This window comes from Hydrogenophaga flava NBRC 102514 (assembly GCF_001571145.1).
GTDB lineage: Bacteria > Pseudomonadota > Gammaproteobacteria > Burkholderiales > Burkholderiaceae_C > Hydrogenophaga > Hydrogenophaga flava.
On sequence record NZ_BCTF01000023.1, the window covers coordinates 1 to 21,414 of the forward strand.

Sequence of the window (21,414 nt, forward strand, 5' to 3'; positions counted from 1 at the left end):
GGGCCATGGGGGCGGTGGGCGGGATAAGCGGGTATTCTCTGCGCCTTCCCATCCAGACTCCGCCGCGATGATTGCTGTGCCGCCCTTGCGTTCTGAACTCTCCGCCCGCCGCTGGCGCCTGCTGGGCGCGCTGCTGCTGTCGGTGCCCCTGATGGGTGGCTGTGCGGTGATCGCGGTGGCCGATGTCGCGGCTTCGGCGGTGGTCGGCGTGGCCGGCCTCGCGGTCGATGCCGCTGTGGGCACGGCCCGCATCGGCGGAAAGATCATCGGCGCCGGGGCCGACGCCGTGCTGGACGACGAAGAGGAAGCCGCCGAGGACTGAGCGCCGCTCAGCTCTGGGGAATGCCCGAGCGCGCGACCGCCGCGCGGTAGCGGGTCACCTCCCGGTCCATCAGGCCCCTGAGCGCGGCGGGCGCCAGCCAGGCCCCGTCCATGGACTGCTGCGCCAGCTTCTGGCGGAAGTCCGCATCGACCGCGATCGCGGCCAGCACCTTTTCCAGCCGGCTGGCCACCGCCGGATCCAGGCCGGCCGGGGCGGCCATCGCATACCAGGCGTCGAACAGCGCATAGCCCAGGCCCAGTTCGCCCAGCGAGGGCACCTGCGGCATCAGCGGCGTGCGCTGCTCGCTGATCACCGCCAGCGCGCGCAGCTTGCCCTGGTCGATCTGGCCCTTGGCCGAGGCCAGGGTGTCCACCCCCATCTGCACGTCGCCGCGCAGGATGCCGACCAGCGCGTCGGCGCTGCCCTTGTAGGGCACGGCTGTCATCCGAGCGCTGCGCGTGTAAGCGAGCATCTCGCCGACCAGGTGCGGGCCGGTGCCGGCGCCGAAGGTGGCGTAGTTCAACTCACCAGGCTTGTCCTTCGCGGCCGCCAGCAGCTGGGGCAGGTCGGCGTAGGGGCCGTTCGCGGCCGTCACCACCACCAGTGGCGCGCGCGCTACCAGGCCCAGCAGCTGCAGCTGCTTGAACGGGTCGTAGCCGAGGTTGCGGCGCACGGCCGGGTTGACGGTGAACGTGGTCGAGCCCGAGAACAGCAGGGTGTGGCCGTCGGCCGCCGCGCCAGCCACGGCCGCGGCGCCGATGGCGGTGCCCGCGCCAGGCCGGTTGTCCACCACCACGCTCTGGCCCAGGGCCTGGCCCAGCCGCTCGGCCAGCAGGCGGGCGACGATGTCGGTGCCGCCGCCAGCCGGGAAGGGCACGATGAGCTTGATGGGCCGCGAAGGCCAGACCTGCGCGAACGCCAAAGGGAAAGCGAGGCCGCTGGCGGCAGTGGCGGCGGCCAGCAGGGCAGTGCGGCGGGTGGGGTGCGACATGGCGGGCTCCGTGGGGTGGTTTTGAAGAAGAAAGCGGATCAGGGGCGCGCGAACCAGGGCACGTCGGGTTCGCCCAGGGCCCAGTACAAGTCGCCCATCAGGTGCAGGCCTTCGCGCGCGACGCTGGCGAGCATGTGCTCGTCGGGCGCGTGCTGGGCGCAGGCGGGGTGCGAGTGCGGCACCCAGAGCGTGGGCAGGCCCAGGGTGTGGGCGAACAGGTGGTTGGGCAGGGTGCCGGCCAGGTTGGGCAGCACGGCCACCGGCTGGCCGGCGCTGCGCGAGAGCGTCTGGCGCGCCCAGCCCACCCAGGGGTTGTCCAGCGGCAGCCGCGTGGCGGGGGCAGACGCGTCGATGCGGACCTCGACCTCGGCAAAGCCGGCGGCGTCCAGGTGACGGCGCAGGATGGCGGCCAGGTCTTCCCAAGGGGTGCCGACCACGAAGCGCAGCTGGCCGGCCAGCGTGGCCGCGGCCGGGATGGCGTTGACCGGGCGCTGCGGCGCACCAGCGCCGAAGGCCAGGATCTCCAGCGTGTTCCAGGCCACCAGGCGCTCGATGGCGCTCAGGCCCGGCTCGCCCCAGCCGGGCGTGGGCACCGGGTCGTCGGGCGCGCCGCCGACCGGCACACCGTCCAGCGCTTCGCGGATGTCGGCCGACACGCCGTGTGGGCGCAGCTCGGGCACGCGGATGCGGCCCTGCGCGTCGACCAGGCTGGCCCAGGCGTGGGCCAGCACCGTGGCCGGGTTGGACAGCACGCCGCCCCAGTTGCCCGAGTGGGCGCCGCGCTCGCGCGCCTGCAGGCTGAGCGTGAAGTTGACCGCGCCGCGCGAGCCGAGGAACAGGGTGGGCCGGTCGGCCGCGACGCGCGGGCCGTCGCAGGCCAGGAACAGGTCGGCCTGAAGCAGTTCCCGTTGCTGCTCGCAGAACGCGGCCAGGCCGGGCGAGCCGGCTTCTTCGCCGGTCTCCATCAGCACCGTCACGTTGTAGCCCAGCCGCCCGCCGCGCGCGCGCAGCGTGTGCAGCAGGGCGGAGAGGTTGACCGTGTGCTGGCCCTTGTTGTCGGCGGTGCCACGGCCGTACCAGCGGCCGTTCTCATCGCTCAGCCGCCAGGGCGAACGACCGGCGGACCAGCGACCTTCCTGCCCGCTGACCACGTCGCCGTGGCCGTAGGTGAGCACCGTGGGCAGGGCCGGGTCTTCGACGCGCCGCGCCACCAGCAGCGGGCCGCCGCGCGGGTCGGGGTTGGTGAAGGTGGTGCACTCGAAACCGGCCGGCCGCAGGCTGGCCGCGATCTCGGCCTCCAGGTACTCGCCCAGCGCCAGCGGCGGGGTGCCGCCGGCGTCGCTCTCGGTGGCCAGGGCCACGCGGCGGCTGAGTTCGGCCAGGAAGCGGCCCGAATCCAGGTGCTGGTCCAGCGAGCGGTGAAGCGAATCAAGGGTGGTGGTTGTCATGCAAAAAAGTGTATTGACGAGCCTTTGCTTTCACAATGACAGAATTCAGATCGCAGCTTTCACCCAAAGGCAACGCAGCGCGTCGGCACCTTCATGAACAGTCCTTTTCTCTCCACCATGGCCCGCCACTTCCTGGCAGTGGCCGAGGCGCGGTCCATCACCGACGCCAGCCTGGCACTGCACGTGGCGCCCTCGGCCGTGAGCCGGCAGGTGGCGCTGATGGAGGCGGCCATGGGCTGTGCGCTGTTCCAGCGGCAGGCGCGCGGCATGGCGCTGACCGAGGCGGGCGAGCGCCTGCTGGCCTGGCTGACGGCGGTGCAGCGCGAATCGGAAGAGGTGCAGCGCCAGGTGCAGGGCCTGGGGCCGGCGGCGGCGCAGCGCCTGCACCTGGCCTGCACCGAGGGTTTCACCACCGCCTTCATGCCGCAGCTCATGGGGCGCTTTCGCAACCAGTGGCCGGGGGCGCGGCAGTTCCTGCGCGTGGGCGATGCGCAGCAGGTGGACCAGTGGCTGCAGCGCGGCGAAGTGGCGGTGGGGTTGCGTTTCGCGACCCGGCCGGTCGAAGGGCTGCGCGTGGTGGCGAGCGCACCGTCGCCCATCGTGGCAGTGTGCGCCGCAGGCCACCCGCTGGCCCGTCGTTCGACGCTGTCGGTGGCCGACCTGGTGGCGCAGCCGCTGGCGCTGCCCGAAGGCAGCAGCACCGTGCGCCAGGTGCTCGACGGCGCCTGCGCTCTTGCAGGCACGCGCTACGAGGTGGCCTGCACCGGCAACCTGCCGTCGCTGATATCGCTGGTGGAGCAGGGCTCTCTGGTGATGCTGGGCAGCCGCATGAGCGTCATGCACGCGCTCGAACGCGGCTCGCTCGTGGCCTTGCCGGTGGCGGCGCCAGCGTTCGAGCAGCGGCGGGTGCAGTTGCTGGTGGGGGACGGGCGCGCACCCGGTGGGGTGGCGCAGGCGTTTCTGGACCTGGCGGCCGAGGCTTTGGCCGGGATCGGTGGGGCTGAGGCTGGGAAGGTCAGGCCCGCCGGAACACCAGGTCCCAGACGCCGTGGCCGAGTTTGAGGCCGCGGTTCTCGAACTTGGTCAGCGGGCGGTAGTCGGGCTTGGGCACGTAGCCGTCACTGCCCGCCACCGCGGTGTTCTGCAGCAGCGGTTCGGCGCTCAGCACGGCCAGCATCTGCTCGGCGTAGGGCTGCCAGTCGGTGGCCAAGTGCAGGTAGCCGCCGGGTCTGAGGTGGCGCGCCAGGCGGTTTACGAACGGCCCCTGGATCAGGCGGCGCTTGTGGTGGCGGCTCTTGTGCCAGGGGTCGGGGAAGAAGATGTGCACGCCGTCCAGGCTCTGCTCGGGCAGCATGTGGTCCAGCACCTCGACCGCGTCATGGCGGAAGATGCGGATGTTCTCGATGCCCTGTTCTCCGCAGAGCTTGAGCAGGGCGCCAACGCCGGGCTCGTGCACCTCGCAGCACAGGAAGTTGTCCTGCGGCCGCACCTGGGCGATCTGCGCCGTGGCGCCGCCCATGCCGAAACCGATTTCCATGATCAGCGGCGCAGGCCGGCCAAAGGCTGCCACCGGGTCCAGCGGGGTGGATGCGTCGTAGTTCAGCAGGAAACGCGGACCGAACTGCTCATAGGCGCGCTGCTGGCCCGGGCCCACGCGGCCCGTGCGCAGCACGTAGCTCTTGACCACGCGCATGAAGGGCTTGGACGGGATGCCCGGCTGGGCGTCATCAGGGGAGTGGGGAGTGGAATCGTCGGACATGTGAGGCTGCCGCAGGCCTTGGATCGCCCGGGGCCAGTGATTGTAGGTGCGGGGCTGTACTGAAAAAGCATGTGCCCTACCACCGCATTCGATAGGCGGTCCCATCAAGCGTGCGAAAGTTGCTTCACAAGATGTGGGCCATGGGTAGCATTTGCGGCATCTTCGTTGGGATTTCATGACACACCACATTCCTTCCATCCGCCGCGGCCTGACCCGCCGCGCTTTTGCCGGCGGCATCGCCGGCGCCGCCACCCTCGCGGTGCCCGCGCTGCGGGCCCAGTCGTCCAACCGCATCGTGCTGGGCCAGTCGGCCGCCTTCACCGGCGCAGCCGCCCAGCTGGGCATCCAGTTCCACGCGGGCGCCAAGCTGTTTTTTGACCAGTACAACGCCCAGGGCTCAGGCCGGGCCCGGATCGAGATCGAGCAGATGGACGACGGTTACGAGCCGGACCGCTGCGCCGAGAACACCCGGAAGCTGCTGGACAAGGAGGTGTTCGCGCTGTTCGGCTACATCGGCACGCCCACCAGTGTGGCGGCGCTGCCGCTGGCGACCAAGGCCGAGATGCCGTTCATCGCCCCGTTCACCGGCGCGATGTCGCTGCGTCAGCCGCTCAACCGCATGGCCTTTCACCTGCGCGCCTCGTACAACGACGAGACCGAGCTGATCGTCAAGAACCTGGTCAACCTCGGGCTGACCCGGGTCGCGGTGTTCCACCAGAACGATGCCTACGGCAAGGCGGGTCTGGACGGCACCTTGCTGGCGCTGGCCAGCCGCGGGCTCAAGCCAGTGGCTACCGGAACGGTCGAGCGCAACAGCGTGGACGTGGCGGCGGCGGTGGCCACCATCAACGCCGCCAATCCGCAGGCCGTGGTGCAGATCAGTGCCTACAAGTCCTGCGCCGCGTACATCCGCGCCGCGCGCAAGGCTGGCTTCGGTGGCAGCTTCTACAACGTGTCTTTCGTGGGCACGCAGGCGCTGGCCGACGAGCTGGGCAAGGATGGGGCCGGGGTTGTGGTGTCGCAGGTGGTGCCCAATCCGTTCAGTACCGCCAAGCCCATCACCCGCGAGTTCCGTGACGCCATCGCCGAGGGCGGCAACAAGGTGCAGGCCAACTTCTCCAGCCTGGAGGGCTTCCTGGCGGCGCGTCTGGTGACCGAGGGCCTGCGGCGCGCGGGCGGCCGTCCGGGTCGCGACGGCCTGATCAGCGGACTGGAGGCGATTGGCGACACCTCGTTCGAGGGCTATGCGGTTTCCCTCAGTCCGAAAGACCACGTGGCATCGTCGTTTGTCGAGCTCTCGATGCTGACCGGGGACGGCAAGGTCCGGACCTGATCCCGCGTCAGCCGCCAGCTGGGCTGCGCCAGGGCCAGGCGCGGGTCCAGCGGGCCAGCGCCTCGTGCAGCGCGCCGGCCGCAGCTGGCAGGCCCAGCACCGCGGCCGCCGCCTGAAGCGCCGCGAGCGGATCGCCCAGATCCAGCGCCTGCGCCCCGTTCTGTTTGCTCAGCTTCTCTCCGTGCGCGTCCCGCACCAGTGGGGTGTGCAGGTACGACGGTGTGGGCAGGCCAAGGGCTCTCTGCAGGAGGATCTGGCGCGGCGTGTTGTCGGTCAGGTCTTCGCCGCGCACCACTTGGGTGATGCCCTGTGCGGCATCGTCGACCACGACCGCCAGCTGGTAGGCCCAGAGGCCATCGGCGCGGCGCAGCACGAAGTCGCCCACCTCGGCGGCCACATCCTGCTGCTGGGGGCCCAGGCGCCGGTCCTGCCAGTGCATCTCACCGAGGTCGACCTGCAGCCGCCAGGCGCGAGCCGCCTTGCCCTGCAGACCGCCGCGCTCGGGCCGGCAGGTGCCGGGGTAGACCGCTGTATGGTGGCGTTCGCGGTGCCGCCCGGCGGCTTGCAGGGCGGTTTCGATGTCCTTGCGCGAGCAGGCGCAGGGGTAGGCATCGGCCTGCGCGATCAACCGGTCCAGCGCCGCCTGGTAGTGGGCGCCGCGCGTGGATTGCCAGCACACAGGTTCGTCGGACACCAGGCCGCAGGTGGCCAGCTGCTCAAGGATGATCTGGTCGGCTCCGGGCACGCAGCGCGGCGTGTCCACGTCTTCGATGCGCACCAGCCACACCCCGCCGTGCGCCCGCGCATCCAGCCAGCTGGCCAGCGCCGCGACCAGGGAACCCGCGTGCAGCGGGCCGGTGGGAGACGGGGCGAAACGTCCGCGGTAGCCGGCTGCCACGGGAGATGTCAGATCACCGCGAGCGCAAGTTCCAGCCCGGACACGAAGGCGTCTTCGACCCGGTGGCCCAGACACCAGTCGCCGCACAGGCCGATGCCCAGCGCCGGATCGAACAGGTGCGACCGGCCCAGCGGGGTCTGGGTCTGCGCGTAGCGCCAGCGGTGAACGACGGCGTGGGGCGGTGTGGCGCGGATGCCCGTGATCTCGGCAAAGCCCTTGAGCAGCTTGGCCTTGACGCGTTCGGCATCGTCTTCCAGGTGCTTGTAGGACCAGGCCGGGCTGGCCTGGACGGTCCAGCGCTCGATGCGCTCGCGCCCGGGTTTGCTGTTCTCTCGGGCGAGCCAGCTGATACGGTGGTGGGTGCTGCGCGCGGCGTTCCACTGCGGACCCAGGTGGGCCAGGCCAGGCTGCATCGCGTTGGGATAGGCCACCATCAGCGTCCAGCAGGGCGCCACCTGCACCTCGGTGAGCGCACGGCGCAGGTCAGGGGCCAGGCCGGAGGACTGCAGCAGGTCGTGCGCCTGCATGTGCGGCACGGCCAGCAGCACGCGGTCGAAACCACCGATCACCATCTGGCCACCATCGGCGTCTTCGGCCCGCAGCTGCCATTGTTCAGGGCGCAGCGCATCGCGCTCGATGTGGTGCACGCGGGTGCCGGTGAAGGTGCGGGCTGGCAGGTGACCGTGCAGCTCGGGCTGGGCCAGGGGCTGGGCCCAGTGGTGCACCAGGCCGCTCATGCCCGGCACGGCGACAAAGTGGGGTTCGGTGGGCGGCGGCGCGCTGGCCAGCACATGGCCAAAGGCGTCGAGCACGCGCACCGTGCTCACGCTCCAGGGGCGCACCTGGGCCTGCGCGGTCAGCAGCGCGCGGGCAAAGCGGCTGTCCCGCACCGTGAAGTACTGGGCGCCGTGGTCGAAGCCGCCGAACTCGGTGCGACGGGTCGACATGCGGCCGCCGAAGCCGCGGCTCTTTTCGAACACCGAGACGCGGTGGCCAGCCTGCAGCAGCGTTCGCGCACATGCCACGCCGGCCATGCCCGCGCCGATCACTGCAAAGTGCAGCGGCTCGGTCACCTTGGAGGCCTGGGTGGAGGTCTTGCGTTTGCTGGGAGCCTTCTTGTTGTTCATGGTGTGGCGCATTGGGTTGGGATGAGAGCACTGTAGCAGTGCGGATGCGGTTGCAGGCTTGCGGCGCCTCAACCCACGTGGTGGTTTTCCAGCAGGGCGGTGCGGGTCGTCGGGTGCTGCAACTGGTCAAGCCACCAGCGCAGGGCCTGGCCGGTGTCGGCTGCGGAGCGCGGGCGGCGCCAGGCGTAGGCCAGGCGGATCGTGTGGTTGGGCCGTTGCGCCATGGTCTTGACCACCAGCAGCCCGGCGGTGATGTAGGGCTGTGCCAGCGGCTGGGGCAGGAAGCCGCCGCCCATGCCGCGCAGTTGCGCCTCCAGCTTGTGCCGCATGGTCGGCACCGTGAGCACCTCCTGGCCGGGCAGCAGGTTGTGGGTCTGGCCAGCGCCGCGCACGGTGCTGTCGGCCACGGCCACCGCGCGGTGGTGGCGCAGGTCGTCGTCGCACAGCGGGTGCTCCACGGCGGCCAGTGGGTGGTGCGGCGCCACGGCGTAGACGAACCGCAGTGGCCCCAGCGGCGCGGTCTGGATCTCGGGCAGCGAGATGTCGGCGAACACCCCCAGCGCCAGATCGGCTTGGCCGCTTTGCAGTGCCTCCATGGTGCCCGAGAGCGTTTCCGCGCGCAGCTTCAGCCGCGTGGGCGCACCGGTGGCGTAGAAGGCCTCGCACAGTTCGAACTGCGTGGCGTGGGAAATGATGGCGTCGGCGGCGATGGTGAGTTGCGGTTCCCACCCGGTGGCGACCCGCTTGACGCGCTGGGCCACCGCATCGAGCTCGTCCAGCAGGTACTGGCCCGACCGCAGCAGCTCGGCCCCGGCGGGGGTCAGCTGGGCGCGGCGCGCACTGCGGTCGAACAGCAGCACGTCCAGCGCGTCCTCGATCTGCCGCACCCGATAGGTCAGGGCGCTGGGCACCATGCCCAGCTCTCGGGCCGCCGCGGCCATGCTGCCCAGCCGCGCGACCGCCTCAAGCAGGCCCAGGTTTTCCGGAGACAGGGCAGAACGGGGGGTGGTGGAGGCCATGAAGTCACCATCAGGAAAGGGGCTATGCCGGCATTTTCATTCAACTGGATTGAATGGTGCCATCAATTTCCTGCGGCCCGCAGGGCGGGTACGGCGCCCACAATGACTTCCACGCCGGCCCTTTGCCGGCGCCAGCAGGAGACCCACATGATGAAGATCCGCCGCTCCCAGGACCGTGGTTATGCCGACCACGGCTGGCTCAAGAGCCACCACTCCTTTTCTTTCGCGGGCTACCACGACCCGGCCTGGATGGGCTGGGGCAACCTGCGCGTGATCAACGAAGACCGCATCGCACCGGGCATGGGTTTCGGCACCCACGGTCACCGCGACATGGAAATCATCAGCTACGTGCTGCAGGGCAACCTGGCCCACAAGGACAGCATGGGCAACGTCAAGGGCATCCCGCCGGGCGAGGTGCAGCGCATGAGCGCCGGCACCGGCGTGATGCACAGCGAGTTCAACCATGCGCCGAACAGCGAGACGCACTTCCTGCAGATCTGGATCGAGCCCTCCCTGCGCGGCATCGAGCCGGGCTACGAACAGAAGGCCTTCGATGAAGCGGAGAAGAGCGGCCGGCTGCGCCTGGTGGCGTCGCCCGATGGCGCGCAGGGTTCGGTCACCATCCACGCCGACGCCTCGCTGCACGCCGGGCTGTTCGACGGCGAGCAGCGCGCCGAGCTGGCCATCGACCCGTCGCGCAAGGCCTATGTGCACCTCGTCCGTGGCGCGCTCGATGTCAATGGCCAGCGCCTGCAGGGTGGTGACGCCGCGCTGCTGGCCCAGGAGGAGCGCATCGTGCTCGAACATGGCGACGACGCCGAGGTGCTGGTGTTCGATCTGTCACAGTGAGCAGGGGCTGGCCCTCCGTCTGTTTTCACCATCCCGCGCCCCGGCGCATTCACTCAGGAGTCACAAATGGCAAAAGTTGTCGTGGTCTATCACTCGGGTTACGGTCACACCCAGCGCATGGCGCAGTCGGTGGCCCAGGGCGCTGACGCGGAGCTGCTGGCGATCGACGCCGAAGGCAACCTGCCCGAGGGCGGCTGGGAAACACTGGACGCTGCCGACGCGATCATCTTCGGCTCGCCGACCTACATGGGCTCGGTGAGCTGGCAGTTCAAGAAGTTCGCCGACGCTTCCAGCAAGGCCTGGTTCGCCCAGAAGTGGAAGGACAAGGTGGCCGCAGGCTTCACCAACAGCGCCGGCATGAACGGCGACAAGCTGCAGACGCTCAACACCCTGTTCACCCTGGCCATGCAGCACGGGATGATCTGGGTCAGCCAGGGCCTGATGCCCAGCAACACCAAGGGCGCACAGCGCAACGACGTGAACTACCTGGTGAGCTACAGCGGCGCCATCGCCCAGTCGCCGTCCGATGCCGGCGCCGCCGACATGCTGCCGGGCGATCTGGAGACGGCCCGCCTGTTTGGTGAGCGGGTGGCGTCTGTGGCCGCGAAATTCAAAGGCTGACCACGGGTCTGCACCTGTGTCCGTGGCCGGGATGGGCCTTACCATCCCCGCCATGAAAATCTTCTCGATCCTCCCCTGGGCAGACTGGCTGGCGCTGGTCTGCTTTTTTTCCTTGTGGGTGGGGTACGCCTGGTTCGCCAAGGTGCTCGGGCAGCGCCGGTCCTCGCTGCTGATCACCACCAACCGCTACCGGGGCTACTGGATGAAGCAGGCGGCGATGCGCGACCCGCGCATGCTCGACGGCCTGATCACGCAGACCCTCTCCAACACGCCTGCGTTCTTCTCGTCCACGTCCATTCTGGTCATCGGTGGTCTGTTCGCACTGCTGGGCACCACCGACAAGGCGACCGAGCTGATGAGCGAGATCCCGTTCGCGCAGGCGACGCCGCTGATCGTCTTCGAGTTCAAGATCCTCGTGCTGGTGAGCATCTTCGTCTACGCCTTCTTCCGTTTTTCCTGGTGCATGCGGCAGTACACCTTCGTGGCGCTGGTGATCGGAGCCATGCCGCCGCCGTCTGACTTCAAGTCTGGCAAGTTCGATGCCCTGGAGTACGCCGACCGTGCAGCGGCTATGGTCGGTGCTGCTGCCGAAACCTTCAACGACGGCCTGCGCGCCTACTACTTCTCGTTCGCGGCGCTGGCCTGGTTCATCTCACCGCTGGCCATGGTGCTGGGCACCGGGGCCGTGGTGGCCATCCTCTACAGCCGCGAGTTCCACTCCGAAGTGCTCAAAGTCCTCAGGGACTGAGGGGGCGCGGGGTCGTGTCCCGGATGTGGGCCAGGGACGCTGCCGAGAACAGCAACCCCAGCACGGCACCACCCAGCACGTCGAGCGCCACGTGCTGCAGGGTGGCCATGGTCGACCAGGCGATGGCCACGCAATGCAGCGCGGACAGCCACAGCACCCACACCGGTGTCCGGAGCTGGCGCAGGATGCGGTGCAGCCAGCAGGCGCTGAAGACCGCTGAGGCCACATGCAGCGACGGGCAGGCGTTGCCCGCGGCGTCCACGCCCTTGATCAGGGCCAGACCCGGGTACAGCGTCCAGTCGACGTCGAACACTGGCGTCTGCGTGGGCCAGGCCCAGAAGATGGCCAGGCCGCTCAGGCACAGCGCGGCGACCCAGACACCGAACCAGATCAGGGCCCGGAGGTTGCCGATCAGGGCCGGTGCAAGCGACACGTAGACCCAGAGCGAGAGGTACACCGGAAACGCCGAGGGGGTGAACTGCACCCAGTGGTCCAGCCAGATCTCGGGCATGACCGTGGGGTTGGCTTGCGGGTTCTCCAGCAGCGCGAAGTAGGCGCGGAAGAAGAGGAACATGAAGGCGCTGGTGCCGATCGCCTTGAGCCAGGTCTGAAAGCAGATGCGTTGCCACACCCGCGACCACCAGCCCTCGGCGGCCGGTGGCAGGGTCTCCATCGAGGGGATCATGTCAGGGCGAGGGGACCGGGTCCCCGGAAGTGCGGGCTGTACAATCGAAGGCTTCCAAAAATGAGACGTTCGGCGGTCTGCGCCGGGTTTCGTGCTGGCCCTGCGGCCCTTCTGGGTACCGCGTCCGGCGCCGGTGTCAGGCCACTGGCCAGCCATGAAATGTATGTCATGCAATCGACCGAACTGATCCGTCAATTCCTTCACGAGCGACTGGGTGCCGATCCGCAACTGGTCGTCCATGAGGCGCGCCTGGCGGACATCGGTGTGGACTCGCTGATGCTGGCCGAATTGATGTTCGAGGCGGAGGACCGCCTGGGCATCTCGATCGATTCCAATGTGCCGCCCCCCAAGACGGTGGGCGACATGGTGACCCTGATCGATTCGCTGCAGGCTGCCAAGACCGGCCGACCATGACCCGCCGCCGAGTCGCCATCACGGGCCTTGGCATGGTCAGCCCGTACGGAGACGGCGTCGATGCCTTCTTCGCCCACCTGCTCGCAGGCCGTTCGGCCGTGCGCCTGCTGCGGACCGAGGACAAGCCCCGTCCTCTGAACATGCCCTTTGTCACCTGCAGCGACTTCGACGCGGGCGCCGCCCTGGGCAAGCCCCTGGCCGGCATGATGGAACGGTTTGCCCACCTCGGCGTGGCCTCCGCCTTCGACGCCTGGCGGGATGCCGGTCTGGAGCGCCAGGCCGCCGATCCGGCCGAGCGCGAGAACTGGGCCTGCATCTGGGGCACCGCCCTCGGCGGGATCCTGGCCTTCGAGAAGGGCTACCGCGATCTGTGGCAGAACGGGCGTGAGCGACTGTCGCCCCTGTCGGTGGTCATGGGCATGAACAACGCCGTCAACGCCCATCTGTCGATCCAGCTCGGTCTGGGCGGTGTCAGCACAAGTCACACGGCCGCCTGTGCGTCCTCCACCGTGGCGATCGGCGAGGCCTTCCGCCGCGTGCGCGACGGCGAGGCGTCCGTGGCGATCACCGGAGGTTCCGACGCCACGCAGGCCTATGGCGTCGCCAAGGCCTGGGAGGCCATGCGCCTGGTGGCGCCGGCCACAGAGGACACCGCCTACAGGGCCTGCAGGCCCTTCTCGGCCGATCGCGCCGGCCTTGTGCTGGGCGAGGGTGGCACCGCCATGGTGCTGGAGGACTGGGACCATGCGGTGGCCCGGGGCGCCCGCATCCACGCCGAGATCGTCGGTTACGGCTCCAGCTGCGACCGCAGCCACCTGGTGCGCCCAGAGGCCGATGGCCAGGCGCGGGCCCTGCGCGCTGCGCTGGCCGACGGCGGGCTCGGCGTGGAAGAGGTCGGTTATGTCAACGCCCATGGCACCGCGACGGTCGAGGGCGATCCGGTTGAAATCACGGCCCTGCGCCAGGTGTTCGGCGACCGGGCCCCGCGCCTGGCGGTCAGTGCCACCAAGTCCATGCACGGCCACCTGATGGGCGCTGCTGGCGCCATCGAGGCCCTGGCCACCGTGCTGGCGCTGCGCGAAGGAGCGATTCCCCCGACGGCCCACCTCCAGGGGCGGCTGGATCCCGCCTGTGGAGGGGTGGACCACGTGTTCGAAGGGCGCGAAGGCGTGCCGCTCAGGGCTGCGCTGTCCAACTCCTTTGCCTTCGGCGGCAGCAACGCCGTGCTGGCGCTCCGCGCCGCACCCGCCCCCTGATTCACCGAGACCGATCATGTCCCAAGCCCCACAGATTCCCCTGAACGACCTCATGGCCGAGGTCGCCGCCTTGATCGTCGAGGCGCTCAACCTCGACGTGAAGCCCGAAGACATCCAGCCCGACGATCCGCTCTACGGCGAAGGCCTGGGGCTGGACTCCATCGACATGCTGGAGATCTCGCTGGTTATTTCCAAGCAGTACGGCTTCCAGCTCAAGTCGGACAACGAGAACAACGTCAAGATCTTCGCCTCGCTGCGCTCCCTCTCGGAACACATCGCGAGCCAGCGCACCAAGTGAAGCCGATCACCGGTCACGGGCTGGACGATGTCCTGGCCTGGCGTCCTTCCGGGCCGGTCCGGGTGCGCGAGTTCCTGGCGGATGCCCAGGCCGTGGCGGCGCTGCTGCCCGCCGGCACCGGTGTGCTGAACCTTTGCGAAGACCGCTACCACTTCGCGGTGCTGTTCGCGGCCTGCCTGCTGACTGGCAAGGTCAGCCTGCAGCCGTCATCCCATTCGGCCGAGACGCTGCAGCGCCTGGCGCAGGACCATCCCGGCTGTTTCGCCGTGGTCGACGGGCCGTTCGACGTGGCGGGGCTTCCGAGCCTGCCTTTTCCGGATCTCGCTGCCTTGACCCGGGTGTCGGTGGACCGTGTCCCCGAGATCGACGAGGGCCGTGTGGTCGCGATCCTGTTCACCTCCGGGTCCACCGGCCTGCCGCAGCCGCACGCCAAGACCTGGGGCCGTCTGGTGCAGAACGGCCGCGCCGAAGCGGTGGCGCTCGGGCTGGACCGCACGCCGCACGTGCTGGTCGGCACGGTGCCGGTGCAGCACAGCTATGGCTTTGAGTCGACCTTCCTGCTGGCGCTGCACGGTGGGTGCAGCTTCTGGAGCGGCAAGCCGTTCTTTCCGCAGGACGTGGTCGACGCGCTGGCCGCCGTACCGCAGCCGCGCATGCTGGTGACCACGCCATACCACCTGGGTACCTTGCTGACCTCCGATCTGGACTGGCCGGCCCTGGACATCTGCCTGTCGGCGACCGCGCCCCTGGGCACCGAACTGGCGGCCCGGGTCGAAGCGCACAGCGGCGCGCCCGTGCACGAGATCTACGGATCGACCGAATCGGGCCAGCTGGCCACCCGCCGCACCACCGACGGCGCCGTCTGGCAGTTGCTGCCCGGCGTGCGCCTGGTGCAGGACGCCGACACCACCAGCGCCTGCGAGGGCCATGTGGAAGGCGTCGTGCCGCTGTCGGACATCATCGAGTTGCAGGACGGAGGGCGCTTCCTGCTGCATGGACGCCACGCCGATCTGGTCAACATCGCGGGCAAGCGCAGCTCGCTGGCCTACCTCAACCACCAGCTGTGCGCCATCGAGGGGGTGCAGGAGGGGGCCTTCTTCCTGCCCGACGAGGCGGACCAGTCCGCCGATGGCATCACCCGGCTCACCGCCTTTGTCGTCGCGCCTGGTGTGTCGTCGCGGACCTTGCAGTCGGCGCTGCGCCAGCGCATTGACCGCGTGTTCCTGCCGCGACCCCTGGTGTTCGTCGACGCCCTGCCGCGCAACAGCACCGGCAAGCTCATGCGCTCGACGCTGCAGGAGCTGTACCGCCGGCATGTGGGGTCGGGGGGGCACCATGACCCCGATTGAGCAGACCTGGCGGGTGCCTGCCGACCACCCGGCGTTCGCGGGGCATTTCCCCGGCCATCCCATCGTGCCGGGGGTTGTGCTGCTCGACCGTGTGGCGCAGATGGCCCAGCAGCTGCGGGGCGGTCCGCTGTCGGGCTGGCAGGTCACGCAGGTGAAGTTCCTCAGCCCCTGCGGCCCGGACGATGAGCTGGTTTTTGCGCTGCGCGAGGGTGCGCGGGGCGGTCTTGCCTTTTCGGTGCACTGTGGCGACCGCGAGGTGGCGTCCGGCGGTTTGTTGCCACCTGCACCATGAGCCTCCCCGACCCCACGGACAGCGCCCAGCCCGAGTGGATGCGGCGCCAGGAGCGCAGCAACCTGGCGATCTTGCGCCTGATGGTCTGGATCTCGCTGACCTTCGGTCGGGGCATCGGCCGCGTCGTGCTGCATGGCGTGGCGGCGTACTTCGTGCTTTTCGCGCCCGCCGCCCGCCGTGCCAGCCGGGCCTACCTGCGCCGGGTGCTGGGCCGCTGGGCGCTCTGGCGCGACGGCTTCCGGCACGTGTTCAGCTTCGCCAGCACCATCCACGACCGCATCTACCTGCTCAACGACCGCTTCGATGTGTTCGACATCCAGGTCCACGGTGGCGAGGCGCTGATCGAGTCGGTGCGCAGCCAGCCCGGGGCGCTGCTGGTCGGCGCCCACCTGGGCAGTTTCGAGGTGCTGCGCGCCATGGGGCGGGGCAAGGAGGGGCTCAAGGTCGCGATGATGATGTACGAGCAGAACGCCCGAAAAATCAACGCCACGCTGGCCGCGATCAACCCCAAGGCGATGCAAGATATCATTTCCCTGGGGCAGATGGAGTCGATGCTGGAGGCGCGCGACAAGCTCGATCAGGGGTATCTGGTGGGCATGCTGGCCGACCGTTCGCTGGGCGATGACGCCACGCACGAGGTCGAGTTCCTGGGTTCCCCCGCTGCCTTCCCGCTGGGGCCCTGGCGCATGGCGGCGATGCTCCGCCGGCCGGTGTTCCTGATGGCCGGCCTCTATCTGGGCGGCAACCGCTACGAGCTGCACTTCGTCGAACTGGCCGACTTTTCCAAGGTCGAACGCAGCGGCCGCGACGCCGCGATCCGCGAGGCCGTGCAGCGCTACGCCGACAGCCTGGCCGATCTGTGCCACAAGGCCCCCTACAACTGGTTCAACTTCTTCGATTTCTGGCAGAAAAAATGATGCGACGTTTTGTGCTGGCCCTGCTGGGCCTGGGTCTATGGACCAGTGCCCAGGCCGCTTTCGACATCGACCAGCTGATGACCGATCTGGCCACGCAGAAGGGCGGGCGCGCGCGTTTCGTCGAGACGCGCCACGTGGCGCTGCTGGACAAGCCGGTGCGTGCCAGCGGCGAGATGGTGTTCAGCCCGCCGGACCGGCTGGAAAAACGCACCCTGCTGCCCAAACCCGAGACCATGGTGCTGGACAAGGACACGCTCAGCCTGGAGCGCGACAAGCGCAAGTTCACCATCCACCTGGCCAACCGCCCGGAGGCCCAGGCCTTCGTCGAGAGCATTCGCAGCACGCTGTCGGGCAACCGCAAGGCGCTGGAGCAGGACTACGCGCTCGCGCTGGAGGGTGAGAGCCAGCGCTGGGTGCTGACCCTGGTGCCCAGGGACGAGACCATCCTGGCGCTGCTCAAGCGCATCACGGTCAGCGGCAGCAGGAACCAGGTGCGGCACATCGAGTACCTGCAGGCCGACGGCGACCGCTCGGAAATCAGCATCGACCCGATCGAGGCGCCGTGAAGTCCGCGGCGATCCGGGTTTTTCTGGTCTGGCTGGCGTTCATGCTGGCAGGCCTGGCCGTGGTGTGGAACAGCCGGTTCACGGCCGACATGTCGTTCTTCCTGCCCTCCAACCCCAGCGCCGAGCAGCGCGCCCTGGTGGAGCAGTTGCAGGACGGGTCGGTTTCGCGCCTGCTGATGGTGTCGGTCGAGGGCGGCGACGACAAGCAGCGGGCGGCGGTGTCGCGGGCGCTGCGCCAGGCGCTGGCGGCCGACCCGGACTTCCTCTCGGTCCAGAACGGCGAGGCCGGTGGGCTGGAGGGCGAACGGGACCGCCTGCTGGCGCACCGTTACGCGCTGAGTCCCTCGGTGGCGCCCGAGCGCTTCTCCGAAGACGGCCTGCGGGCCGCGGTGGGCGACACCATCGACCTGCTTTCCTCGCCCGCAGGCATGCTGCTCAAGCCCTACCTGGCGCGCGACCCGACCGGCGAGGTGCTGTCCATCCTGGGCCAGCTCAACCCCGGCGCCCAGCCCCAGATGCGCGCGGGCGTCTGGGCCTCGCGCGACGGCGCGCGCGCCATGCTGCTGCTGCAGACGCGGGTGCTCGGTTCGGACACCGATGGCCAGGCGCTGGCCATCGACAAGGTGCATGCCGCCTTCGAGCAGGCGCGCGCGTCGACCGGTCACACCGCACTGACCATGGCGCTGTCCGGCCCAGGCCAGTTCGCGGTGCAGGCGCGCGAGACCATCAAGAGCGAGGCCAAGCGCCTCTCGCTGATGAGTTCGATCGCGATCTGGCTGGTGCTGTTCTGGGTCTACCGCTCGTTCAAGCTGTTGGCCCTGGGCCTGATCCCGGTGCTCAGCGGCACGCTGGCCGGCATCGCCATGGTCAGCCTGGTGCACGGCACGGTGTTCGGGGTCACGGTGGGCTTCGGCTCGGCGCTGATCGGCGAGGCGGTGGACTACGCCATCTACTACTTCGTTCAGGCTGGCCACCAGGGTGTGGACCAGTGGCGCCGGGTGTTCTGGCCGACCATCCGGCTGGGCGTGATGACGACCGCCATCGGCTTCGGCGCGCTGCTGTTTTCCGGCTTCCCGGGGCTGGCCCAGCTGGGTCTGTACGCGCTCTCGGGCGTCGTCACGGCGGCGCTGGTCACGCGCTTCGTGCTGCCCTCGCTGACCGGGCCCGGCCTGCGCGTGCCGGCGCACGAGGTCTGGGTGCGGCGCTGGATGTCGCTGCTGGGCCAGGCACACCGCCTGCGCTGGGCGATGGTGGGGCTGGCGGTGGCCGTGGCGGCCTACCTCTGGCTCCAGCGCGACGCCCTCTGGAGCGCCAACCTGTCGGCGCTGTCCTCGGTCACCGCGGACGAGGCGAACGCCGACGCGCGCATGCGCGCCGACCTCGCGGCGCCCGACGCGCGCTACCTGGTGACGGTCAGCGCCGACAGCCAGGAAGCGGCCCTGCAGGCGGCCGAGAAGGCCGGGCAGCGGCTGGACGCGCTGGTGGAGCAGGGCGTCATCGGCGGCTACGACTCGCCCGCCCGGTTCCTGCCCAGCGCGCAGCTGCAGCAACAGCGCCTGGCCAGCCTGCCGCCCGCCGAGGTGCTGCGCGAGCGCCTGCAGCGGGCGCTGGTGGACGCCCCGCTGTCCGCGGCGCGGCTCGAACCCTTCATCAGCGACACCGAGGCGGCGCGCGCCGCCGGGCCGATGACCCGTGCCGATCTCGACGGCAGCGCTCTGGCCCTGGCGGTGGATTCCCTGCTGATCCACGGCAAGGACGGGCACTGGACCGTGATGCTGCCGCTGCGCCCGGCGCCCGGCGTCCCCGATGCCGCCATCCCGGCCCAGCCGGTGGAGCAGGCGCTCGCGGGCAGCGGCGCTCTGTTCGTCGACCTCAAGACCGAGTTCGAGGGCCTGTATTCCACCTATGTCGACGAGGCGGTCGAGTTGTCCCTGATGGGTGTGCTGGCCATCTCGCTGCTGCTCGCGGTCTCGCTGCGCTCGGTGCTGCGGCTGGCCCGGGTGCTGTTCACGCTGGCGCTCGCCGTGGGCCTGGTGATGGTGATGCTGAACCTCGCCGGCGTCAGGCTGCACCTGCTGCACCTGGTGGGCCTGCTGCTTATCTTTGCGGTCGGTTCCAACTATGCGCTGTTCCTCGACCACCCCGTGGACGGCGAACCGCTGGACCCGGCCACCCTGCTGTCGATGGGGGTGGCGGTCCTGACCACGGTGATCGGCTTCGGCACGCTCGCCAGTTCGAGCGTGCCGGTGCTGCAGGCGGTGGGCATCACCGTCGGTCCCGGCGCGCTGCTGGCGCTGGTGCTTTCCGCTGTGCTGGTGTACCAGACCCCTGTGGCCCCGTCGCAAGGGCACGCGCCGTGAACCCGACCGAGCGCCTGCTCCAGGGGTCCGACACCCTTCTGCTGATGCTGCCCGGGGCGCTGATGACGCCGCAGCACATGGTGCAGGCCGGCCTGTTCGACGAGCTGGCCAAGCGCCGGCTGGCGCTGGACCTGGTGGCGCCCGACCTGCACGCCGAAGGCGCCGACAACCGGATCGCGCTGCGGCGGCTCGAGGACGAGTGGCTGGCCCCCGCGCGCAAAACCTACCGGCGCGTATGGCTGGGCGGCATCTCGCGTGGCGGGCAGCTGGCGCTGTCCTGCTGGGCAGGGCAGGTGGGTGCGGTGAACGGCCTGTGCCTGCTCGCGCCCTATGCGGGCGGGCGCCTCACCACCAACGCCATCGTGCGTGCCGGTGGCCTGGCGAACTGGGTGGCGACCGACGAGCAGATGAGCGACCCGGACGTGCGCCTGTGGCACTGGCTGCAATCACCCCCGCCGGCCGTGCCGATGTTCATGGGCTATGGCGACCGGGACCGGTTCGCCGACGGCATGTCGCTGCTCGCGCAGCACCTGCCACTGCCGCGCTGCGAGCTGCTGCCGGGCGGCCACGACTGGTCGGCCTGGCTGCCACTGTGGCAGCGCTTTCTGGACGCCGGCCACTTCGACGCCCAGGCATGAGCAGACGCTGGTCGCCTTCCCCTTTTCTCAAGGCGTCTGCCGCGCTGCACGCTGGCGCGGCGGTGGGCGCGGTGGTCGACCCTTCGTCCTGGCCCTGGGTGCTGGGCGCGGTGGCGGCCAACCACGCGGTGATCACCACCGCCGGCCTGCTGCCGCGGACTACCTTGCTCGGGCCGAACCTCACCCAGCTGCCCGGCCCCGCCCAGGCGCGCGGCGAGGTCGCGCTGACCATCGACGACGGGCCCGACCCAAAAGTCACGCCGCAGGTGCTGGACCTGCTGGATGCCGCGGGGGCCAAGGCCACCTTTTTCTGCATCGGCTGGCGCGCCCGTTTGCACCCGGCGCTGTGCCGCGAGATCGTGGCGCGCGGCCACCGGGTGGAGAACCACGGCGATTCGCACTCCAACGCGTTCTCGCTGTTCGGCCCGGGCCGCATGCGCGCCGACATCGCCGCCGCCCAGGCCACGCTGGCCGACATCACCGGCCAGGCGCCGCTGTTCTTTCGCCCCACCGCGGGGCTGCGCAACCCGTTTCTGGACCCGGTCCTTGCGGCGCTGGACCTGCGGCTGGCGGCCTGGACGCGGCGCCCCTACGACACGCGGGACGGCCGGCCGGAGCGGGTGCTGGAGCGGCTGACCCGCGGCCTGGGTGCGGGCGACATCCTCCTGATGCACGACGGGCACGCCGCGCTCACGCCCGACGGCCTGCCTGTCATCCTCTCGACCCTGCCGGTACTCCTGCAGACCCTGAGGGCACAGCGGCTGCGGCCGGTGACCCTGCAACAATCCCTGCAATGAGCCAGACCTTCTTTCCTCTGCTGCTGGATGAGGCCACCAAGGGCTTCCGTTCCGGGGGGCCGTTCGCCCGCCACTACGCCCGCGGCAAACTGGGCACCGACCCGATCTTTCGCGAGATGCTGCGGCGCGGGCTGCTGCCGGCGGGTGGCCGCCTGCTGGACCTGGGCTGCGGCCAGGGCAGCCTCTTTGCGTGGCTGCTGGCCGCCCGCAAGCTCTACGAAGCGGGGCAGTGGCAGGCCGACTGGCCGGCGCCGCCCCGGTTCCGCAGCATGCGGGGCGTCGAACTGATGCAGAACGACGTCGACCGCGCAGCCCACACCTTCGGCCGCGACCACCCGGTGGTGCGGGTGGAGCAGGGCGACATGAACGCGGTCGATTTCGGCGAGGCCGACGTGGTGACCATCCTCGATGCGCTGCACTACTTCGACCACGCCCAGCAGACCCAGGTGCTCCAGCGCATCCACGCCGCGCTGCCAGACGGCGGCCTGTTCCTGACCCGCATCGGCGACGCCAGCGCCGGCCTGCCGTTCCACATCTCCAACTGGGTCGACCACGTGGTCACCTTCGCCCGCGGCCACCGGCTGCCGCAGCTGTACTGCCGCTCGCTGGCCGACTGGACCACGCTGCTGACGGATGTCGGGTTCGCCGTGCAGTCGGCCCCGATGAGCGAAGGCAAGCCCTTTGCCAATGTCATGCTGGTTTGCCGCAAGCACGGCTGACGGCGGTT

Annotated in this window: 22 protein-coding genes and 1 pseudogene; 16 read left to right on the plus strand and 7 right to left on the minus strand. The window is 69.8% G+C overall.

The features are described 5' to 3' along the window. Window positions 1-85 precede the first annotated feature (85 nt). Window positions 86-322, plus strand: a complete 237-nt coding sequence (locus HFL01S_RS18560; protein WP_245644861.1) for a hypothetical protein — start codon at window positions 86-88, stop codon at window positions 320-322. A gap of 7 nt (window positions 323-329) precedes the next feature. Here the strand turns inward: HFL01S_RS18560 and HFL01S_RS18565 are convergent, their stop codons facing one another. Both HFL01S_RS18565 and HFL01S_RS18570 read right to left on the minus strand, forming a co-directional pair. Then, on the minus strand, window positions 330-1,313 hold the full coding sequence (locus tag HFL01S_RS18565; protein WP_066261284.1) for a Bug family tripartite tricarboxylate transporter substrate binding protein: 984 nt from the start codon (window positions 1,311-1,313) through the stop codon (window positions 330-332). A 38-nt stretch (window positions 1,314-1,351) separates the two neighbouring features. After that, entirely contained in the window at window positions 1,352-2,761 is a 1,410-nt protein-coding gene (locus HFL01S_RS18570) for a M20 family metallopeptidase (RefSeq protein WP_066261286.1), read from the minus strand. A 93-nt stretch (window positions 2,762-2,854) separates the two neighbouring features. Here HFL01S_RS18570 and HFL01S_RS18575 point away from each other — a divergent pair, with 93 nt between their 5' ends. Beyond that, window positions 2,855-3,823 carry a LysR family transcriptional regulator gene (locus HFL01S_RS18575; RefSeq protein WP_084383482.1) on the plus strand — a complete coding sequence of 323 codons (969 nt, stop codon included), beginning with the start codon at window positions 2,855-2,857 and terminating at the stop codon, window positions 3,821-3,823. On the opposite strand, the gene trmB is transcribed toward HFL01S_RS18575, so the two are convergent. Continuing rightward, a complete protein-coding gene (trmB, locus tag HFL01S_RS18580) occupies window positions 3,777-4,520 on the minus strand; it encodes a tRNA (guanosine(46)-N7)-methyltransferase TrmB (RefSeq protein ID WP_066261289.1) in 744 nt (247 codons plus the stop codon). The genes HFL01S_RS18575 and trmB overlap by 47 nt on opposite strands. 175 nt (window positions 4,521-4,695) lie before the next feature. Here trmB and HFL01S_RS18585 point away from each other — a divergent pair, with 175 nt between their 5' ends. Further along, window positions 4,696-5,853 carry an ABC transporter substrate-binding protein gene (locus tag HFL01S_RS18585; RefSeq protein WP_084383483.1) on the plus strand — a complete coding sequence of 386 codons (1,158 nt, stop codon included), beginning with the start codon at window positions 4,696-4,698 and terminating at the stop codon, window positions 5,851-5,853. A 7-nt stretch (window positions 5,854-5,860) separates the two neighbouring features. Here HFL01S_RS18585 and gluQRS read toward each other — a convergent pair whose 3' ends face one another. From gluQRS to HFL01S_RS18600, 3 genes are all read right to left on the minus strand, one after another. Next, window positions 5,861-6,751: a tRNA glutamyl-Q(34) synthetase GluQRS gene (gluQRS, locus tag HFL01S_RS18590; protein ID WP_066261290.1), complete on the minus strand. Its 891-nt coding sequence runs from the start codon at window positions 6,749-6,751 to the stop codon at window positions 5,861-5,863. A gap of 8 nt (window positions 6,752-6,759) precedes the next feature. Continuing rightward, entirely contained in the window at window positions 6,760-7,878 is a 1,119-nt protein-coding gene (locus HFL01S_RS18595; protein WP_157538945.1) for an NAD(P)/FAD-dependent oxidoreductase, read from the minus strand. 68 nt (window positions 7,879-7,946) lie between these two features. Next, window positions 7,947-8,897: a LysR family transcriptional regulator gene (locus tag HFL01S_RS18600; protein ID WP_066261291.1), complete on the minus strand. Its 951-nt coding sequence runs from the start codon at window positions 8,895-8,897 to the stop codon at window positions 7,947-7,949. 147 nt (window positions 8,898-9,044) lie between these two features. Here HFL01S_RS18600 and HFL01S_RS18605 point away from each other — a divergent pair, with 147 nt between their 5' ends. From HFL01S_RS18605 to HFL01S_RS18615, 3 genes are all read left to right on the plus strand, one after another. Beyond that, window positions 9,045-9,746: a pirin family protein gene (locus tag HFL01S_RS18605; RefSeq protein WP_066261293.1), complete on the plus strand. Its 702-nt coding sequence runs from the start codon at window positions 9,045-9,047 to the stop codon at window positions 9,744-9,746. Between the two features lie 66 nt (window positions 9,747-9,812). Then, window positions 9,813-10,367: a flavodoxin family protein gene (locus HFL01S_RS18610; RefSeq protein WP_066261294.1), complete on the plus strand. Its 555-nt coding sequence runs from the start codon at window positions 9,813-9,815 to the stop codon at window positions 10,365-10,367. 52 nt (window positions 10,368-10,419) lie between these two features. After that, window positions 10,420-11,115, plus strand: coding sequence for a DUF599 domain-containing protein (locus HFL01S_RS18615; RefSeq protein ID WP_066261386.1), 696 nt, complete (start codon window positions 10,420-10,422; stop codon window positions 11,113-11,115). Here the strand turns inward: HFL01S_RS18615 and HFL01S_RS18620 are convergent. After that, window positions 11,105-11,788 (minus strand): phosphatase PAP2 family protein, encoded by a 684-nt coding sequence (locus HFL01S_RS18620; RefSeq protein ID WP_218008645.1) that lies wholly within the window; start codon window positions 11,786-11,788, stop codon window positions 11,105-11,107. The two genes, HFL01S_RS18615 and HFL01S_RS18620, sit on opposite strands and share 11 nt — an antisense overlap. A gap of 180 nt (window positions 11,789-11,968) precedes the next feature. Between HFL01S_RS18620 and HFL01S_RS18625 the strand changes: the two genes are divergently transcribed. The 10 genes and pseudogenes from HFL01S_RS18625 to HFL01S_RS18675 all read left to right on the plus strand — a co-directional run bounded on the left by HFL01S_RS18625 (window position 11,969) and on the right by HFL01S_RS18675 (window position 21,406). After that, window positions 11,969-12,214 (plus strand): phosphopantetheine-binding protein, encoded by a 246-nt coding sequence (locus tag HFL01S_RS18625; RefSeq protein WP_066158342.1) that lies wholly within the window; start codon window positions 11,969-11,971, stop codon window positions 12,212-12,214. Beyond that, window positions 12,211-13,470, plus strand: coding sequence for a beta-ketoacyl-[acyl-carrier-protein] synthase family protein (locus HFL01S_RS18630; protein ID WP_066261295.1), 1,260 nt, complete (start codon window positions 12,211-12,213; stop codon window positions 13,468-13,470). Before HFL01S_RS18625 ends, HFL01S_RS18630 begins: the two co-directional genes overlap by 4 nt. A gap of 16 nt (window positions 13,471-13,486) precedes the next feature. Further along, the gene (locus tag HFL01S_RS18635) at window positions 13,487-13,768 is read left to right on the plus strand and encodes a phosphopantetheine-binding protein (RefSeq protein ID WP_066261297.1); all 282 of its coding nucleotides are present in this window, start codon (window positions 13,487-13,489) and stop codon (window positions 13,766-13,768) included. After that, a pseudogene (locus tag HFL01S_RS18640) lies at window positions 13,765-15,409 on the plus strand (AMP-binding protein). The gene HFL01S_RS18635 and the pseudogene HFL01S_RS18640 overlap by 4 nt, the downstream one beginning before the upstream one ends. Further along, complete coding sequence (locus HFL01S_RS18650; protein WP_066261300.1) at window positions 15,406-16,326, plus strand: lysophospholipid acyltransferase family protein; 921 nt, start codon at window positions 15,406-15,408, stop codon at window positions 16,324-16,326. Before HFL01S_RS18640 ends, HFL01S_RS18650 begins: the two are co-directional and overlap by 4 nt. Continuing rightward, window positions 16,323-16,892 carry an outer membrane lipoprotein carrier protein LolA gene (locus HFL01S_RS18655; protein WP_066261301.1) on the plus strand — a complete coding sequence of 190 codons (570 nt, stop codon included), beginning with the start codon at window positions 16,323-16,325 and terminating at the stop codon, window positions 16,890-16,892. The genes HFL01S_RS18650 and HFL01S_RS18655 overlap by 4 nt, the downstream gene beginning before the upstream one ends. Further along, entirely contained in the window at window positions 16,889-19,252 is a 2,364-nt protein-coding gene (locus HFL01S_RS18660; protein WP_066261302.1) for an MMPL family transporter, read from the plus strand. Before HFL01S_RS18655 ends, HFL01S_RS18660 begins: the two co-directional genes overlap by 4 nt. Next, window positions 19,249-19,890, plus strand: coding sequence for a hypothetical protein (locus HFL01S_RS18665; protein ID WP_218008646.1), 642 nt, complete (start codon window positions 19,249-19,251; stop codon window positions 19,888-19,890). The genes HFL01S_RS18660 and HFL01S_RS18665 overlap by 4 nt, the downstream gene beginning before the upstream one ends. Beyond that, complete coding sequence (locus tag HFL01S_RS18670) at window positions 19,887-20,687, plus strand: polysaccharide deacetylase family protein (RefSeq protein WP_066261303.1); 801 nt, start codon at window positions 19,887-19,889, stop codon at window positions 20,685-20,687. The genes HFL01S_RS18665 and HFL01S_RS18670 overlap by 4 nt, the downstream gene beginning before the upstream one ends. Next, window positions 20,684-21,406: an SAM-dependent methyltransferase gene (locus HFL01S_RS18675; protein WP_066261306.1), complete on the plus strand. Its 723-nt coding sequence runs from the start codon at window positions 20,684-20,686 to the stop codon at window positions 21,404-21,406. Before HFL01S_RS18670 ends, HFL01S_RS18675 begins: the two co-directional genes overlap by 4 nt. Window positions 21,407-21,414: the final 8 nt, after the last annotated feature.